Below are 18,614 nucleotides of genomic sequence, written 5' to 3'. Positions count from 1 at the left end.
CCATTTGAAACCGTTAAATATTATCTTTGCTGGCACGCCAGACTTTGCCGCTTTACATTTGCAGGCACTTATTAATTCCGACCACAATGTGATTGCGGTGTATTCGCAGCCAGATAGACCTGCGGGCCGTGGCAAAAAACTGCAAGCAAGCCCGGTAAAGCAGCTTGCTGTTGCCAACGATATCCCTGTATATCAGCCGCCATCATTACGCAAAGAGGATGCCCAAGCAGAGCTTGCTGCCTTAAACGCTGACATTATGGTCGTCGTTGCATACGGATTAATCCTGCCAAAGATAGTATTAGATACGCCAAAACTGGGTTGTATTAATGTACACGGTTCTATATTGCCTCGCTGGCGTGGCGCCGCGCCAATCCAGCGCGCGCTTTGGGCTGGTGACAGCGAAACTGGCGTCACGATTATGCAAATGGATATCGGTTTAGATACTGGTGACATGTTACTTAAAACGTCGCTTAAAATTGAAGACACCGACACTTCTGCAACCTTGTATAGCAAATTAGCCGAACAAGGACCGCCAGCGTTAATAGAAGCGCTTGAAGGTTTAAGCAAAGGCACCCTCGTTGCTGAACAACAAGATGAATCTTTAGCTAACTATGCTGAAAAGTTATCTAAAGAAGAAGCTCAAATAGATTGGACTAAGCCTGCGAAACAATTATGGCAAGAAATTCGCGCCTTTAACCCTTGGCCAGCTAGTCATTTTAGCCACCAAGGCAATACCATCAAGGTATGGCAAGCGAGTTACAATAATGCTGTTGATAGTAATGGCACTAATGCCACACCTGGTACCGTACTAGACAGCAATAAGCAAGGTGTCACCGTCGCTACAGGCGAAGGCTCTTTGCAGCTACAAGTCATGCAATTACCGGGTAAAAAGCAAATGCCTGTCGCAGATATTCTTAACTCACGCGCAGACTGGTTTGCCCCAGGGGTAAACTTTAACCCAGTCGCTAAAGAAGACAATGAGGCACAGCCATAATGAATGTTAGAGCGCTCGCAGCCAAAGCCATTTTCAATGTACTTGAGAAAGGCATTTCACTATCGGTGGCCTTGCCAGATCAACAACAACATCTCGAAAATGGTAAAGACAAAGCCCTATTAGCAGAACTTTGTTATGGCGTAATGCGTCAACTGCCACAACTGGATAAATGTGTCAGTGACTGCTTAAGCAAACCCTTTAAAGGTAAGCAGCGTATATTGCACCAATTATTATTGGTGGGTTGTTATCAGCTTTACTTCACTCGAATTCCTGCTCATGCGGCCATTTCAGAAACCGCTGAAGCCTGCCGCCAAATGAAATTTGATGGTTTAGTTAAAGTGGTTAATGGTGTTCTTCGTAATATTCAACGTAAAGAAGCACCACTAAATACTGACAACGACACCCTGAAATACAATACTCCTGCTTGGTTTATTAAACGCCTAAAATCGGCCTACCCAGATCAATGGCAACAAGTTATTGAGCAAAGCCATCAACGCCCACCAATGTGGCTGCGCAACAATCAGCTATCACAAACCCGTGAGCAATACTTAGCGCTACTTGCTGAACAAGAAGTAGAAGCCAGTGCCGGTGCGAGTGATGATGCGATTTTACTTGCTAGTCCAACAGATGTAATGCGATTACCCGGTTTTGCTGAAGGCTCAGCCTCAGTACAAGATGGGGCCGCGCAGTGGGCAGCAACGCTATTAGCACCAGAAACTAATGAACTGGTTCTTGATGCCTGTGCTGCACCCGGCGGAAAAACCTGCCATCTAATAGAAACTGCGCCAAACATTAGTCTAGTCGCGGTAGATTTTGATGACAAACGCTTAGAGCGTGTGCAACAAAATCTGGACAGATTACAATTAAAAGCGCAAGTTATTCATGGTGATGCAGCCAATATTGATACTTGGTGGCAAGGTGAAAAGTTTGACCGGATCTTATTAGATGCCCCTTGCTCTGCAACCGGTGTCATTCGTCGCCACCCTGACATTAAGTGGCTACGTAAAAACAGTGATATTGATGAACTGGCTTTACTGCAACAACAAATCATTGATCATTGCTGGAAATGGCTGAAACCCGGCGGCACCATGCTTTATGCCACTTGCTCAATTTTGCCAGAAGAAAACAGCCAGCAAATAGAGCAATTTTTACAAAGAACAAGCGATGCGACATTAGTACCAATCGCCCAACAATCATCTGCTGATGATATTGGTTGGCAATTGCTACCAGGCCAAAACAATTGTGATGGCTTTTACTACGCACGTTTAGTTAAAGCGCTTTAAGCTCGTTTAGTAGGGATACCCGCACAGCAATGAAAATTATTATTTTGGGCGCAGGCCAAGTTGGCGGCACACTGGCTGAAAACCTCGTCGGTGAAAATAACGACATCACCTTAGTGGATAATAACCGCGCCAGAGTTAAATACTTACAAGATAAATTCGATTTGCAAACCGTCATCGGCCATGGTGCTCACCCGAGCACCTTAAAAAGGGCCGGCGCAGAAGATGCCGATATGCTAATTGCAGTCACCAATAGTGATGAATGCAATATGGCTGCATGCCATATTGCATACAGCTTATTTGGCACCCCAACCAAAATAGCCCGGATCCGCTCAGAAGCTTACCTTGAGCAGCGCGACAAATTGTTCATCAATACCGAAGTTAAAAACAGTGACACCAAATTACGTGGTGGCTTTGTTATTGATGAATTGATTGCCCCAGAGCAACTTGTTACCGCCTATATTGAACGTTTAGTGCAATACCCTGGCGCACTGCAAGTACTCGAGTTTGCTAAAGGCAAATTAAGCCTAGTGGCCATTAAGGCTTATTATGGTGGGCCATTAGTGGGTAACGCGCTGGCAACGCTGCGTGAACATATGCCGAATATTGATACCCGGGTCGCGGCTATTTTCCGTAAAGGCAAAGCGATTATGCCCCGCGGTACCACCATTATCGAAGCCGATGATGAAGTGTTTTTCGTTGCCGACACCCGCCATGTGCGAGCGGTGATGAGTGAAATGCAAAAGCTGGATAATTCTTACCGTAATATCATGATCGCCGGTGGTGGTAATATTGGTTATGGCCTTGCAAAAAGATTACAAAAAAAGCACTCAGTCAAACTCATTGAACACAGTTTAGAGCGCGCAGAAAGCCTGTCAGAAAGGTTAGAAAACTGCACAGTATTTAACGGTGATGCATCGGATCAAGAGTTACTGCAAGAAGAGCACATTGACCAAACAGATGTGTTTATAGCTGTCACCAATGATGACGAAGCTAACATTATGTCGGCGCTATTAGCTAAGCGAATGGGCGCCAAAAAAGTCATGGTGCTTATTCAACGTGAAGCCTATGTGGATATTGTCCAAGAAGCCAATATCGATATTGCAATTTCGCCGCAGCAAACCACCATTTCAGCCTTACTGACCCATATCCGCCAAGGCGATATTTGTAATGTTTACTCATTACGTCGCGGCGCAGCTGAAGCTATCGAAGCCATTGCCCATGGCAGTTCTTCCACCTCAAAAGTGGTCGGCAAGCAAATCAGCGACATAAAATTACCCCCAGGAACGACCATTGGCGCTATCGTTAGAAATGATGAAGTGATTATGGGTCATGATAAAACCGTCATTGAAGAAGGAGATCATGTGATTCTATTTTTAGTAAATAAAAAGTTCATTGGCGATGTAGAAAAGCTGTTCCAACCGAGCGCGTTTTTCTTCTAGCGTCACCAATAATGGCACTATGCTGAATTTAAAACCGCTACTGTTTGTCATTGGCGCTTTTTTATCTATTCTCACTGGCTTCATGCTGGTGCCAATGGCTTTTGCGCTGTTTTATCATGAAGAAACTATCGGCGCATTTATGATGTCAGGTTTGTTTAGCGGCCTCGTTGCGATTTTATGTATTCAAGCTGGCCGCAGCAGCGACGTTAACCTTAATATCCGCGATATGTTTTTTCTCACCAGCATGACTTGGCTGGTAGTCAGTTTATTTGCCGCCTTACCTTTCACCCTTTACCACGGTATTAACTATACCGACGCCTTTTTCGAAACCATGTCCGGCATCACCACCACAGGCTCAACTGTGCTGTCAGGCTTAGACGACATGGACCACAGCATTTTAATTTGGCGATCCCTATTACAATGGCTTGGTGGGATCGGTTTTATTGTCATGGCGGTAGCCATTCTGCCTTTTCTCAATGTCGGTGGTATGCGCCTGTTTCGCACCGAGTCGTCAGACTGGAGCGACAAAACCACTCCACGGACCCAACACATGGCCAAATACCTTTTTGAGGTCTATGTTGTGCTTACCGTGTTATGTGCCTTGGCCTACCACTTGTCGGGGATGCATTGGTTTGAAGCCATTAATCATGCCATGACCACACTGTCTACTGGCGGCTATTCAACGTCTGATAGCTCAATGTCAGCTTTTACTCCAGCAGCCCATTGGGTCGCAATTGTGTTTATGGCTGCAGGAGGCTTGCCGCTGCTGATGTTTGTACAAAGCATTCAGCAAAAAACCTTAAAGATATGGAATGACGAACAAGTTAAAGGCTTTATAAAATTTATCATCTTGGTGTCGGTAACCCTTGGCTTTTGGCTTTGGTTCAAATCAGATATGGCACTGCTCGACGCCATGCGCCTATCTGGGTTTAACGTCATCTCAGTGGTTACAACGACTGGCTATGGCTTAACCGATTATCAGGCATGGGGCGCTTTTGCCAGTATCAGTTTTTTATTTCTGATGTTTGCTGGTAGCTGCTCCGGCTCGACCTCTGGTGGGATTAAAATATTTCGCTTTCAGATTTCACTTAAAGTCATGCTCCAGCAATTAACTCAACAAGTCCATCCTCAAGCTGTAGTCAGTAAGCGCTATAATCATCGCGTCATTGATAATGATATTATTCGCTCAATTATGGCCTTTATCATGCTGTTTTTGATTGTGATTATATTACTTGCGGTGACCTTGGTGCTCACAGGCTTAGATCCTGTAACCAGTATTTCAGGCGCCATTACTGCGGTAACTAATGTCGGCCCAGGTCTTGGGCCTGTTATTGGGCCTGCGGGTAATTTTGCCAGCTTACCGGATACCGCTAAATGGGCGCTGGCTTTTGGAATGTTATTGGGGCGATTAGAAATCATTACCGTGGCGGTACTGTTCGCCCCCAAATTTTGGAAGTACTAATTAGACGCACTAGCTTGAAGTACTAACGTAACAAGCTAACTCAAAGAGCTAGCTCGCGACCGCTGTAACCCCAAGGCTGACTACATGATCGGCATACACTTTCACATCTTCCCAATCAGTGTAATCAATCACGCTCTTAGGATCAGTCGGGCCGTCAGTCATTTTCATAATTAAGCGAATCGCCAAGCTGTCATACCAAGTCCACGATGGGTAATTCACTTTACCTGCAATGATTTTGACATCTTGTGGCTGCCAAGGTGAAAGCTCAATAAACTTTTGTAGGTATTTATTATTTTCTGGAATGCGTTTTTCAGGCTTACGTGCCACAACGTTGACACAGAAAAAGCTATTGGGCTTGCTGCTCAGCTGTTGTTGGTAACGATTAACAAATTCAAATACCGACTTATGATAAGAACCATATAAAACACAAGCCCCTAACGCAATAACATCATAGCTTGCCCAATCAATGTCAGCATGGTTATTATCAAGAATATTGACCACATCACACTGATGACCGTTATGGACAATCTGCTCTGCAATTGCACGACTAATTTGTGCAGTATGCCCACCTCTTGAATAATAAATAACTAAAGTTTTTGCCATTTCAACACCGATTGTTGCTTGAATAAGCAGCCATTGTTACAAAAAAGGCTATTATAATCGCGCTCTTTGATCACAAATTAGAAACGTCTCATATAATTAGATGATAAAATTGAGATCTAAGTTCGCCAGCAGTATGATGAATCTGAGTATTAAATCAGTAATAGGTAAATAAATGTCTAAAAATATTGATGTAGAGTCGATGCTAGGTAATGCCGAGATGGCAGCCAAATGGCTAAAAGCGATTGCTAATCCTTATCGATTGATGATTTTGTGTTTACTGCTGGAAAAAGAACGCAGTGTCACTGAATTAAATGAAACGGTGCCATTAAGCCAATCAGCATTATCTCAACACCTTGCAGTCATTCGAGCCCAAGATTTAGTCAATACTCGTAAAAGCTCACAGAACGTGTATTACACCCTAAAAAATGCTGAAGTGACTGAAGTTATCTCAATTTTGCATCGTTTATATTGCGCAGCTTAATAAGCCTTAACGACTATTAAGCTGAATAAAGTCATTGGCAAACTCATCGACTTTATTCCAATCGGTAAACTCAAAAGTACCTGTGATATCTGTTGGCCCTTTGGTCATCCACATGATAAAGCGGATCATCACTCTATCCATGGTGCGATACTTCGGGTAATCTATCTTCCCTGCAAACACGCCTAATAAGTTAGGCTGCCATTGAGATAATTGCAGAAACTTTTGCATATACGGATTGGTTTCAGGGGTATTTTTAAGGGGCTTTCGAGCAACAACATTTACCGTAAAAAATGCGCTTTTCATTGAGGACAAGCTGCTCAGGTTTGCCTGTATGAACTCATAAAGCTCAGGTCGATGTTTGCCATAACGAATGCTGGCGCCTATGAGTACCTTGTCAAAGTCCGTGAGTGGTAACGACTTTGCTTCAACAAGAGAAACCAAAGTCACCTGTTCGCCAGCCTCTTCTAGCATCAACTTAAGCTTGTTACAAATAGACAAAGTTTGTCCATCGACTGTCGAATATATCATGATGCTTTTAAGCATATCTCTTCCTTTTAATCGACGATTTCCTCAACAGTAATAAGCGCTAAATACCCATTGAAAATAGCTAGCTCATTAGTTTTTCCAAAAAGTCGGCGTAAATAACACTAACAAGGTAAACACCTCTAAACGGCCAAATAGCATGGCCAGTACCAACACCCATTTAGCCCCATCAGTCACGCTGGCATAGTTACTGGCCACCTCTCCTAAGCCTGGGCCTAGATTATTAATACTGGCAGCTGTTGCACTAAAGGCGGTAATGGCGTCCATTTCCATTGCCATTAATAGCACCATACAAATGACAAACACTAAGGCATACGCAGAGAAAAATCCCCATACCGCATCAATGACACGATCAGGCAAAGCAGACTTACCAATTCGAATCGAATACATGGCCTTAGGGTGTATTAAACGCTTCATTTCACGAGAGCCTTGTAGCAACAAGAGCACAAAGCGGATCACTTTCATGCCGCCCCCGGTAGAGCCAGCACAACCACCAATAAAACTAGAAAAGATTAATAATATAGGCAAAAACAATGGCCAAGAGTTAAAACTTTCGGTGCCAAAACCAGCCGTAGTGGATATCGACACCACCTGGAAAAAAGCATAATCTAAGGTCTGCTCTGGCGAATCATATATGCCAGCATTATATAAAGTCGCGAAACAAATAGCGGTTAATACCAATTGAATACCAATTAAGGCTTTAAATTCAGCATCACGAAAATAGACTTTAAAATTAATCCCCCGCCAACTGAAAGCGGCGAAATGCAGGCTAAAGTTAACAGCCGCAATCAGTAAAAACACCGCACAAATAACATTGATCAGCGGGCTATTAAAATAGCCAATACTGGCATCATGAGTTGAGAAACCACCAATAGCAATGGTCGAGAATGAATGACAAATAGCATCAAAGGCGCTCATGCCAGCAAAATAAAATGCTGTCGCACAAGCCACAGTTAATAATAAGTAGATATACCAAAGCGCCTTGGCGGTCTCGGCAATTCGCGGTTTCATCTTACTGTCTTTTACCGGCCCGGGTATTTCAGCTTTATAGAGCTGCATACCACCAATACCTAACAGCGGCAAAATGGCTACCGCGAGCACAATGATCCCCATGCCACCCATCCACTGCAGCAGATGTCGATAAAACAATATCGCTTTGGGTAAATCATCGAGGCCGACAATCACGGTGGCCCCTGTGGTAGTCAACGCTGAAAAGGATTCAAAGAAGCTGTCTGTCCAACTTAAGTCGGGCTCGGTAGAAAAGATAAATGGTAGTGCCCCGATGGAGCCCAGTACCGTCCAAAACATCACCACAATCAAAAAGCCTTCGCGGGTGCGCAAATCGCCTTTTTGAGCCCGGTTTGGATACCAAAGTAAAAAACCTAAAAATAAACTGACGCAAAACGCCTGTATAAATGCAGTACCGCCGCCATCTTTATAAAAAATGGCGACTAATGCAGGTGGCAGCATAGTGATAGAAAATAATCCCATCAGCAGGCCAGTGATTCTAATAATTGTTTTATATTGCACTGTGTTTATATCGCATAGGTTTTATTTTGCACTAATTTGAGAGCATCGTTGTTAATGCCGCCCAAGACTCGGGCGCGCTAATAAGCCATAACACCTCAGCTAATCACATCTTTAAAGATCAGCGATTAACAATTGAGCTTATTATCGTTATGACTTTGTATTTTGGCATACTTTTTACACTCATCAAACGTTAAACTTTGCCTTAAGCTGACCTTGGGTTTGGGTGGCCAGCTCACGATTAAAGTCATCATGAAATGCTTTGGCAATTTCAAATTCAATTTCGATAACATCAGTAAAGACTTTATTGCTGATAACACCATCAAATTGATTAACCAAATATTCAATTTGATTAAGTTGCGGGTAACTGCAACTCAGCTTAGTACTATAGCGAATATATTTAGTTTTGGTCTCAAGTTCGGTTAAACCAGACTTGATCCCCGATGAGTAAGCCCGCACTAAGCCACCCACGCCTAACTTAGTGCCGCCAAAGTAGCGCACTACAATAGCGCCAATCTCACCAATATTTGAACCTTGTAACGTTGCTAACATCGGCCGACCAGCACTGCCTGCAGGCTCGCCATCGTCGCTGCTGCCAATGGCAATACTATTTTGCGGATCGGACGCCACAAAAGCATAGCAATAATGGTTAGCGCCCGGGTATTCCAGCCTCATGTTAGTAAGCGCACACCTCAACTCTAACTCACTACTACAGTGAAACAGCACAGTGATAAATCGACTGTGCTTGATATCTTCTTCGATGGTGAGTGTTTGATTAGGTACTTGGTATTGTTCAGTCAATGAGGCCTAGCTCTCGGGTCATGTTTTCGTTTCTATCTTGGTGCACAATAACATTATCTTCAATTCGAATGCCGCCAAAAGGTCTTAATTCGTCGACTTTATCCCAATTTATTTGCGATTGTCGCCGATCGGCTTTTAGTCCTGCCAGTAATGAGTCGATAATATATATCCCCGGTTCAATAGTAAAAACTTGGTTAGCGGCGATTTCACGGGTGCAACGTAAAAATGGATGCCCAGCTGGTGTCGGAATATGGGTGCCTGCTTCATCACCTAAAAAGCCGCCCATATCGTGTACTTGTAACCCCAGCATGTGGCCTAAACCATGGGGGCAGAAAACACTGGTAATCCCCTGCTCGACCAAGCCTTGAGCATCACCTGTTGCCAAATTAAAGTCCAACATCAAATTAGCCAGTTTTGCATGAAAACGTAAGTGTAAATCAGGGTATTTAACCCCAGGCTTCATCATATCGACTAGTGACAACTGCAACTTGTTCATCTCCACAATCAACTCGTAGAAACTATTTTTCTCAAAAGAGTAAGTACGGGTAATGTCAGATGCATAACCATTATAGTTAGCGCCCGCATCGATTAAGAATGATAACCGTGGTGACGGGATTTGATGCTCTAATACGGTGTAATGCAATATCGCCGCATTTTGGTTAAGGGCAACAATATTGCCATAGGGTACTTCGTTTTCAGTTTGGCCAATGGCGGATAAATACTGCTGCTGAATTTCAAACTCGCTGCCACCATTATAAAAAGCATTCTTAGCCGCTAAGTGGCCTTTTATTGCAGTTTGGTTAGCGCGGCGCAAACATTCCAGTTCGTACTGGGTTTTATCGGCGCGGTGATAATGCAGGTAATTCATTACCGCATCAGGATTACAGCAACTGATGCCGAGCACTTCAGCCACATCAATATGCTCACCAATATATGCCCAGTGCGATAAATCAGCCGGTAATAATTGCGCCACTTGGTCTGCTTTAGTCAGCAATTTAATCTCAAAATGTTCAGCCCAAAAATCATTGGGCTCATCACTGACTTTATGCCAAAAATCCACCGGGCGATAAAATATCAGCTGCGGTTTATCAACTCCGTTAGCGACAACCCAACAATTGGGGTTATCAAGCACAGGTAACCAGGCTTTAAACTGTGGATTAACTTTAAATGGGTAACTTAAATCATCAAGAAACTGGCGATGAGCCTGGCCTGAATGAATAACTAACCCATCAAGCTGTTCACTTTGTGTTATTTCGGCAACACGGCGATTTAGTTCTGCAATGTGTGCATGATAAAAATGAGCAAGCTGATCCATTATTTCAGTCCCTGTAATGATTTTTTGTTATGAAAGAACTTGTGAAGTGTATCACAAAGGGCAAAATTGACTCTAGCTGCCAATTATTTAAACGGACGTTTAAATTGGGTGTTGTATTTTATTTCATTTCGTCGCACACTGTTTGGCAACTGGTCAAATGATGGCCGTCGCTGCTGTGAAAACAAAGCTAGATAACAACACAGTGATTGTGATGTAGAAGTCGCTTTTAGCAAAAAGGAAGCAAGCAATGATCTACCAAAGTCCTACGATTCAAGTTGAGTTATTAGAGGATAATATTGCCAAGCTGTGCTTTAACGCACCAGGTTCGGTAAATAAATTCGATAAAGAAACTCTTTCTTCATTAGATGCTGCATTAGAAAGCATCAAGCAAAACACCAACATACAAGGCCTACTGGTTACCTCTGGTAAAAGTACCTTTATCGTTGGCGCTGATATCACAGAATTTTTAGGTTTATTTGAGCAAGATGATGCCACCTTATTATCTTGGGTCGAACAAGCCAGCGCAGTATTTGATAAACTTGAAGACTTACCATTCCCAACAGCTTCTGCTGTAAATGGTTTTGCATTAGGTGGCGGTTGTGAAGCTATCCTTGCGACTGACTTACGCATCGCTGACACCAACGCCCGTATTGGCTTGCCAGAAACCAAGCTTGGTTTAATCCCAGGTTTTGGTGGTACTGTGCGCTTACCTCGTGTGATTGGTGCTGACAACGCACTAGAATGGATCACCACAGGTAAAGATCAACGCCCAGAGGCTGCTTTAAAAGTTGGCGCTATTGATGCGGTTGTTGCACCTGAAAATTTAGAAGCTGCTGCTCTACAAATGCTAAAAGATGCCATCAACGAAAAGTTAGATTGGCAGTCTCGCCGCGCACGTAAACTTAAACCACTTACATTGCCAAAGCTTGAAGCCATGATGTCGTTTGCAACGGCTAAAGGCATGGTCTTTAAAGTTGCAGGTAAACATTACCCTGCACCTATGATGGCAGTTAACGTTATTGAACAAGCTGCAACACTTGATCGCGCAGAAGCGCTAAAAGTAGAAAATAAAGCTTTCATCAAATTAGCGAAAACTGAAGTTGCCACGGCATTAATTGGCATTTTCTTAAACGACCAGTTCGTTAAAGGTAAAGCTAAGAAAGCCGGTAAACTGGCTAAGAAAGTAAACAGCGCTGCAGTATTAGGCGCTGGCATCATGGGTGGCGGTATCGCTTACCAAAGTGCAAGTAAAGGTACACCGATTGTCATGAAAGACATCGCCCAACCTGCATTAGATTTAGGTTTAGGCGAAGCGGCTAAATTACTGACAGCGCAAGTTAAGCGTGGCCGTTCTACCCCAGCTAAAATGGCAGCAGTTTTAAACAACATCACTCCAGCGTTAGATTATGCCCCCATTAAAGATGCTGACGTTATCGTTGAAGCTGTAGTTGAGCATCCTAAAGTTAAAGCGTCTGTATTAGCTGAAGTTGAAGGTTATGTTGCAGATGATGCCATCATTGCATCAAACACCTCTACTATCTCAATCAACTTATTAGCGAAGAGCATGAAGAAGCCAGAGCGCTTCTGCGGCATGCACTTCTTTAACCCAGTACATAAAATGCCATTAGTTGAAGTCATTCGTGGCGAAAACAGCTCAGAAGAAACTATTGCTTCTGTTGTGGCATACGCCAGCAAAATGGGTAAAACTCCTATCGTTGTTAACGATTGCCCAGGTTTCTTTGTTAACCGCGTATTGTTCCCTTACTTTGCCGGCTTCAGTGGTTTACTGGCTGACGGTGCTGATTTTGCCAAAATCGATAAAGTAATGGAAAAGCAATTCGGTTGGCCAATGGGCCCAGCATACTTACTTGACGTTGTTGGTCTAGATACAGGTCATCATGCACAAGCAGTTATGGCTGAAGGTTTCCCTGACCGCATGGGTAAAAATGGCAAAGATGCTATCGACATCATGTTTGAAAGTGAGCGCTTTGGTCAGAAGAATACTAAAGGGTTCTACTCTTACTCTGTTGACCGTCGCGGTAAGCCAAAGAAAGATTTAGATCCAACAAGCTATGAATTGTTAGGTAAAGAATTTGGTGAGCTAAAAGAATTCGAAGCAGATGAAGTTATCGCTCGTTGTATGATCCCAATGATTATCGAAACGGTTCGTTGTTTAGAAGAAGGCATTATTACTTCTCCTGCTGAAGGCGATATGGGTCTGGTTTACGGTATTGGTTTTCCACCATTTAGAGGCGGTGTATTCCGTTACCTAGATACCATGGGTGTTGCTAACTTTGTTGCACTTGCTGACAAGTTTGCTCACTTAGGTGGTTTATATCAAGTGACTGATGCAATGCGTGAGCTTGCAGCCAATAACGGTACTTACTACCCAGCCTAATTAGCAGTAAAGGAATAACATCATGAAAAACGCTGTAATCGTCGACTGCATTCGTACTCCGATGGGCCGCTCTAAGGCTGGAGTATTTAGAAATGTACGTGCAGAAACTTTATCTGCAGAGCTAATGAAATCATTATTAGCACGTAATCCAAAACTTAATCCAACAGATATCGAAGATGTTATCTGGGGTTGTGTGCAACAAACTCTTGAGCAAGGTTTCAACATTGCTCGTAACGCGGCGCTTTTAGCTGGCATTCCAAAATCAGCTGGCGCCGTAACGGTTAACCGCTTATGTGGTTCATCAATGGATGCCTTGCATCAAGCAGCCCGCGCAATTATGACTGGCCAAGGCGATACCTTTATCGTTGGTGGTGTTGAGCACATGGGTCATGTACCAATGAACCATGGTGTAGACTTCCACCCAGGTCTTGCTGCTAACGTGGCAAAAGCATCTGGCATGATGGGCTTAACCGCTGAAATGCTAGGCAAAATGCACGGTATTACTCGTGAACAACAAGACGCTTTTGCTGTACGTTCTCATCAACGCGCTCATGCTGCTACTGTTGAAGGTCGTTTTGATAATGAAATCGTTCCTATCGAAGGACACGATGCAAACGGCGCGTTAATTAAAGTGACTCATGATGAAGTTATTCGTCCAGAGACGTCATTAGAGTCTTTATCAGGTCTACGCCCAGCGTTTGACCCAGCTAACGGCACAGTAACAGCGGGTACCTCTTCTGCACTTTCTGACGGCGCTTCAGCTATGTTAGTGATGGAAGAAGAAAAGGCTCGCGAATTAGGTTTACCGATTCGTGCTCGTATCCGCTCTATGGCGGTTGCTGGTTGTGATGCAGCAATTATGGGTTACGGCCCAGTTCCTGCAACTAACAAAGCCTTAGCTCGCGCTGGATTAAACATAGATGATATGGACGTGATTGAATTGAATGAAGCATTCGCTGCGCAATCATTACCATGTGTTAAAGATCTTGGTTTAACTGATGTTGTTGACGAAAAAGTTAACTTAAATGGTGGCGCGATTGCATTAGGTCATCCATTAGGTTGTTCAGGTACGCGTATCTCAACAACACTGATTAACTTGATGGAAGCAAAAGATGCTAAATATGGTTTAGCCACTATGTGTATTGGTTTAGGCCAAGGCATTGCAACTATCTTTGAGCGCGTTGATAGCTAAATCTAATTTACTATTACAGCTACATTAGTAGCATCAAAATTAAAAACCGAGCTATCTAGCTCGGTTTTTTTATCCCTGCTTTTAAAGCAATGTTTCACGTGGAACATCATATTTCGGTGAGCATAACATCACGCTTTACTAATAAAGCTAGCATCAGTGTTGCATCAAACTTTAACCAGAGTAAAATTAGCGCAATTGTTGAGTAAGAAGAATTGATATGACTAAAGATTTTACTGCCGCAGACCACCACTTAGATGCGCTTGGTTTACGTTGCCCAGAACCTGTAATGATGATCCGTAAAACTGTGCGTAAAATGGCAGAAGGTGAAAGCCTATTAATTACTGCTGATGATCCAGCAACCACCCGTGATATTCCAAGCTTTTGTGAGTTTATGGATCATACTCTTCTAGCAAGTGATACTAACCAAACACCATACAAATACCTGATTAAAAAAGGCCTCTAATCATGATTTCGTTACACGCTATTGCTTACAAAACTGCTAAAAAAGGGCCGATGAAGCCAGTATTTTGTGCCAAGGTAAGTTTATTAAAAGGCGTTGAAAACGATATTTTTGGAAAACCCGGAAAACGGCAAGTGACCGTCATGTCGCAGCAACAGTGGCAATTAGCCTGTAATGAAATTAATGCCGATTTAGACTGGTTAACCCGAAGAGCCAATATATTAATTGATGGCTATAAGTTTAGCGCCGCAGATGTTGGTAAAGTCATTAAACTTGGTAATGATGTTAGCTTACTGATTACCGGTGAAACCGACCCATGTAAAAAAATGGAGCAGTCACAGCAAGGTCTTGAAAAAGCCCTCACCCCAGATTGGCGTGGTGGCGTAACCTGTAAAGTGATAACTGAAGGCCTGATCCAAATTGATGATCAGGTTTCAATAATAACCATATAAGTGTGCCTATTGAGTTTTATCTTTAATGACAGTTGCACTGAGCAAAAATGAATAACTATTCAGTGCTTTATTACACTAAACAAACTTGCAAAATTAGATACATACTCACGTATTTTTATACGACTTAATTAAAACTCAGCTCAAAGCCCCCCACAATTTAACCAACATACAGCAATTTATCAGATTGAAATAGCTAAACACCCAGCTTCATATCGCTGAGCTGCAAATAATTATTCTACAGCCTAGCAGTCACCCGATAGCTGTCATTATTTGAAACAGAATATCTATTTAGTTATTGGCTAATATATGCGATAAATGTCATCAGATTTGTAACTCGCCAATAACACTAAGAAACATAAAAGTGTTAACGCGACCTATAACAATAATGACAACAAATGGACTGTGCATGCTAACTTCAAAAATAAAACCTCTCTACACTGCGATAGCGTTAAGCTTAGCAAGTGTTTCTCTTGCTGCTAATGCCTCTGATGATGCTTCTAAAGAAACAGAAAAATGGCAAGTTAATGCGCCTGCGAACGCGCCGCTAGAAAAACTCTCTATTGATGTCACCGAAGGCACATGGATGAATGTCAGCGTTTCCCCTGACGGTAAGACCATAGTGTTTGACTTACTCGGTGATATTTATCAAATGCCAATAAAAGGTGGCGAGGCAAAAAAACTCGCTTCTGGCATCGCTTGGCAAATGCAGCCGGTATATAGCCCAGATGGCAAATATATTGCCTTCACCTCAGATGAAGATGGCGGTGATAATATTTGGGTAATGAATGCTGACGGTTCGAACCCACATCCTGTAACCAGTGAAACCTTCCGCTTGCTCAATAGCCCAGCTTGGAGCCCTGACTCACAATACTTAGTGGCCCGCAAACATTTTACCGGTAGTCGCAGTTTAGGTGCTGGTGAAGTGTGGATGTATCACGTCGCTGGCGGCGAAGGGGTAAAATTAACTGAGCGTCCGAACGAACAAAAAGATTTAGGCGAGCCTGCCTATTCACCTGATGGCAGATATATTTATTTCAGCCAAGATGCTACCCCAGGCAAAACCTTTCACTACTCAAAAGATTCAGTAAAAGGTATTTATAAAATTAAGCGCTACGATACTCAGTCTGGTGATATAGAAGTATTACTTGAAGGCACTGGCGGCGCCATTCGCCCAACACCTAGCCCTGATGGCACCAAGTTAGCTTATATCAAACGTGATGGCTTCCAATCTTCGCTGTATTTACTCGATTTAAAATCAGGGGCGCAAACTAAGCTTTATGGTGATTTAGATCGTGATATGCAAGAAACATGGGCAATTCATGGTGTGTATCCGACCATGTCTTGGACCCAAGACAATGAACAAATTGTTTTTTGGGCCAAGGGGAAAATTAATAAATTAACCCTTGAAGACAAATCTGTTGAGAATATTCCTTTCAGCGTTAAAACTGAATTAGAGGTGCAACCATCAGTACGCTTCACTCAAAATCTAGATAAGGATAATTTCGACGTAAAAATGCTGCGTATGGCACAAGTCTCACCTAACGGTGAAAAAGTGGTTTTTGAAGCATTAGGCAAACTTTGGATCCGTGATATTGAAGATGGTAAACAAAAGCGTTTAACTAGACTTGATGATGACGTTAATGAACTATTCCCGCAATGGTCACGGGACGGCAAGAATATCGTCTTTACCACTTGGAATGATCAAGACCAAGGCACCGTCAGTATTGTGAGTAGCAAAGGTGGTCGCAGTAAACAACTGACATCACTGCCAGGTAAATATGTCGAACCAACCTTTTCACCAGATGGTAAAACCGTTGTCTACCGTAAAGCGAAAGGCGGATATGTCACTCCTAGAACTTGGTCCCAAGAACCGGGTTTATATAAAGTTGATCTAAAGAATAAGCAAAATATCAAAGTTTCAGCTAGCGGTTATCAGCCACAATTTGGCGCTGATAATAATCGTGTCTTTTTTATGGATCACGGTAAAACCGCAGAACTGGCATCAATCAGTTTAGACGGCTTTGAAAAACGCACTCACTACACTAGCGAACATGCTACCGAATTTAGAGTATCGCCAAATGGTGAGCACCTTGCCTTTGCTGAACGCTTTAGAGTTTATGTCACCCCTTTTGCCAAGCATGGCGAAACCATCAAAATCAGCCCGAAAGCGAAAAACTTACCAGTAATGCAATTAAGTGCCCGCGCAGGTGAAAGCATTAGCTGGAACAGTAACAATGAAGAAATTTATTGGACTTTAGGCCCAGACCTTTATCAAGCCAAAGTGGATACTGACTACAACAGCGATGAGGAAGCTAAGCCTGAAGTTACTGCTATTGGTTTCACTAAAAAAGCAGATGTTCCACGTGGAACAATCGCATTTGTTGGTGGCAAAATCATTACCATGGAAAATGACCAAGTTATTGATAATGGTGTTGTCATCGTTAAAGATAATAAAATTGTCAATGTTGGCGATGCTAACTTAACCATTCCAACTGATGCACAAGTCATCGACATTAAAGGTAAAACTTTAATGCCAGGTTTATTTGATGCCCATGCTCATGGTAGCCAAGCAGATGATGAAATCACGCCACAGCAAAACTGGCAATTATACTCAGCACTGTCATTGGGCGTGACTGCAATACATGATCCGTCAAATGACACCACTGAGATTTTTGCAGCATCAGAGCAACAAAAAGCCGGTAATATTGTGGGTCCGCGCATATTCTCAACCGGAACTATTTTATACGGCGCTAATGCACCAGGTTACACATCCCATGTAGATTCACTGGATGATGCAAAATTCCATTTAGAGCGTCTTAAAAAGGTAGGCGCTTTCAGCGTGAAAAGTTACAACCAACCACGTCGTAACCAACGCCAACAAGTGATTCAGGCTGCCCGTGAATTAGAAATGATGGTGGTTCCTGAAGGTGGTAGTTTGCTGCAGCATAACTTGTCGATGATTGCTGATGGCCATACCACTGTCGAACACTCATTACCCGTTGGTTCTATCTATAGCGATATTAAACAGTTCTGGAGTCAAACCAAAGTCGGTTATACCCCAACACTGGTTGTCGCATATGGCGGTATTTCTGGCGAGCATTACTGGTACGATAAAACTGATGTTTGGGCACACCCTCGCTTAAGCATGTATGTTCCGTCTGATATTCTTAATGCCCGCTCAATGAGAAGAACAACTGCACCGGATGAACATTACAATCACTTCAATGTGGCACGGGTTGCCAATGAGCTAAATGATATTGGCATCAAACCCAATATTGGTGCTCATGGTCAACGTGAAGGTTTAGCGGCGCACTGGGAAATGTGGATGTTTGCTCAAGGTGGTATGAGCAATATGGATGTGCTGAAAACAGCAACCATAAACCCTGCAACCACCTTCGGTATGGATCATCAAATAGGCTCAATTAAAGCCGGTAAACTAGCTGATATTATTGTGATTGACGGCGACCCATTAACTGATATTCGTGTGACTGATAAAGTGTCTTACACCATGGTCAATGGTAAGTTATTTGATTCAGAAACCATGAATCAATTGAATGGCGAAGAAGTTAGCCGTAAACCATTTTTCTTTGAGAAAAAAGATTAATACTGAGGCAACAAGCTTAGGCTAATCGAAAATGATTTAGCAAAAAAAGAAAAGGATGTT

Annotated in this window: 15 protein-coding genes; 10 read left to right on the top strand and 5 right to left on the bottom strand. The window is 42.9% G+C overall.

Going from position 1 to position 18,614, the window contains the following annotated elements:
• Positions 1–4: 4 nt before the first annotated feature.
• From fmt to AB4160_RS11690, 4 genes are read left to right on the top strand one after another with little or no spacing between them, the layout of a single operon-like run.
• Positions 5–994, top strand: a complete 990-nt coding sequence (fmt, locus tag AB4160_RS11705) for a methionyl-tRNA formyltransferase (protein ID WP_102475875.1) — start codon at positions 5–7, stop codon at positions 992–994.
• The gene (gene rsmB / locus AB4160_RS11700; protein WP_102475874.1) at positions 994–2,277 is read left to right on the top strand and encodes a 16S rRNA (cytosine(967)-C(5))-methyltransferase RsmB; all 1,284 of its coding nucleotides are present in this window, start codon (positions 994–996) and stop codon (positions 2,275–2,277) included. Before fmt ends, rsmB begins: the two co-directional genes overlap by 1 nt.
• A 29-nt stretch (positions 2,278–2,306) precedes the next feature.
• Positions 2,307–3,716, top strand: coding sequence for a Trk system potassium transporter TrkA (gene trkA / locus AB4160_RS11695; protein WP_076541730.1), 1,410 nt, complete (start codon positions 2,307–2,309; stop codon positions 3,714–3,716).
• Positions 3,717–3,735: 19 nt separating this feature from the next.
• The gene (locus AB4160_RS11690; RefSeq protein WP_303461187.1) at positions 3,736–5,178 is read left to right on the top strand and encodes a TrkH family potassium uptake protein; all 1,443 of its coding nucleotides are present in this window, start codon (positions 3,736–3,738) and stop codon (positions 5,176–5,178) included.
• 48 nt (positions 5,179–5,226) lie between these two features.
• Here AB4160_RS11690 and hemG (AB4160_RS11685) read toward each other — a convergent pair whose 3' ends face one another.
• Positions 5,227–5,781, bottom strand: coding sequence for a menaquinone-dependent protoporphyrinogen IX dehydrogenase (hemG, locus tag AB4160_RS11685; RefSeq protein WP_102436444.1), 555 nt, complete (start codon positions 5,779–5,781; stop codon positions 5,227–5,229).
• Between the two features lie 172 nt (positions 5,782–5,953).
• On the opposite strand from hemG (AB4160_RS11685), the gene AB4160_RS11680 reads away from it, so the two are divergent.
• Complete coding sequence (locus tag AB4160_RS11680) at positions 5,954–6,262, top strand: metalloregulator ArsR/SmtB family transcription factor (RefSeq protein WP_076541734.1); 309 nt, start codon at positions 5,954–5,956, stop codon at positions 6,260–6,262.
• A gap of 6 nt (positions 6,263–6,268) precedes the next feature.
• Here AB4160_RS11680 and hemG (AB4160_RS11675) read toward each other — a convergent pair whose 3' ends face one another.
• The 4 genes from hemG (AB4160_RS11675) to pepQ all read right to left on the bottom strand — a co-directional run bounded on the left by hemG (AB4160_RS11675) (position 6,269) and on the right by pepQ (position 10,448).
• Positions 6,269–6,805, bottom strand: coding sequence for a menaquinone-dependent protoporphyrinogen IX dehydrogenase (gene hemG / locus AB4160_RS11675; RefSeq protein WP_102475872.1), 537 nt, complete (start codon positions 6,803–6,805; stop codon positions 6,269–6,271).
• 72 nt (positions 6,806–6,877) lie between these two features.
• Positions 6,878–8,335, bottom strand: a complete 1,458-nt coding sequence (locus AB4160_RS11670; RefSeq protein ID WP_102436440.1) for a TrkH family potassium uptake protein — start codon at positions 8,333–8,335, stop codon at positions 6,878–6,880.
• Between the two features lie 183 nt (positions 8,336–8,518).
• On the bottom strand, positions 8,519–9,133 hold the full coding sequence (locus tag AB4160_RS11665; protein ID WP_372004722.1) for a YigZ family protein: 615 nt from the start codon (positions 9,131–9,133) through the stop codon (positions 8,519–8,521).
• Positions 9,126–10,448 (bottom strand): Xaa-Pro dipeptidase, encoded by a 1,323-nt coding sequence (pepQ, locus tag AB4160_RS11660; RefSeq protein WP_102436436.1) that lies wholly within the window; start codon positions 10,446–10,448, stop codon positions 9,126–9,128. Before pepQ ends, AB4160_RS11665 begins: the two co-directional genes overlap by 8 nt.
• 247 nt (positions 10,449–10,695) lie before the next feature.
• Between pepQ and fadB the strand changes: the two genes are divergently transcribed.
• The 5 genes from fadB to AB4160_RS11635 all read left to right on the top strand — a co-directional run bounded on the left by fadB (position 10,696) and on the right by AB4160_RS11635 (position 18,554).
• Positions 10,696–12,846 carry a fatty acid oxidation complex subunit alpha FadB gene (fadB, locus tag AB4160_RS11655; protein WP_372004719.1) on the top strand — a complete coding sequence of 717 codons (2,151 nt, stop codon included), beginning with the start codon at positions 10,696–10,698 and terminating at the stop codon, positions 12,844–12,846.
• A gap of 22 nt (positions 12,847–12,868) precedes the next feature.
• The gene (gene fadA, locus AB4160_RS11650) at positions 12,869–14,038 is read left to right on the top strand and encodes an acetyl-CoA C-acyltransferase FadA (RefSeq protein ID WP_102475870.1); all 1,170 of its coding nucleotides are present in this window, start codon (positions 12,869–12,871) and stop codon (positions 14,036–14,038) included.
• A 217-nt stretch (positions 14,039–14,255) separates the two neighbouring features.
• Positions 14,256–14,501, top strand: a complete 246-nt coding sequence (tusA, locus tag AB4160_RS11645) for a sulfurtransferase TusA (protein WP_102436430.1) — start codon at positions 14,256–14,258, stop codon at positions 14,499–14,501.
• A 2-nt stretch (positions 14,502–14,503) separates the two neighbouring features.
• Positions 14,504–14,950, top strand: coding sequence for an MOSC domain-containing protein (locus AB4160_RS11640; RefSeq protein WP_102436428.1), 447 nt, complete (start codon positions 14,504–14,506; stop codon positions 14,948–14,950).
• Between the two features lie 406 nt (positions 14,951–15,356).
• Positions 15,357–18,554 (top strand): amidohydrolase family protein, encoded by a 3,198-nt coding sequence (locus tag AB4160_RS11635; protein WP_372004716.1) that lies wholly within the window; start codon positions 15,357–15,359, stop codon positions 18,552–18,554.
• The last annotated feature ends 60 nt before the right edge of the window (positions 18,555–18,614 follow it).

The sequence above is a fragment of the Shewanella sp. 10N.286.51.B8 genome (assembly GCF_041469325.1).
Taxonomy (GTDB): Bacteria; Pseudomonadota; Gammaproteobacteria; order Enterobacterales; family Shewanellaceae; genus Shewanella.
The sequence above is the reverse complement of the archived record's forward strand: the minus strand, read 5'-3'. Positions and strand labels throughout refer to the sequence as shown.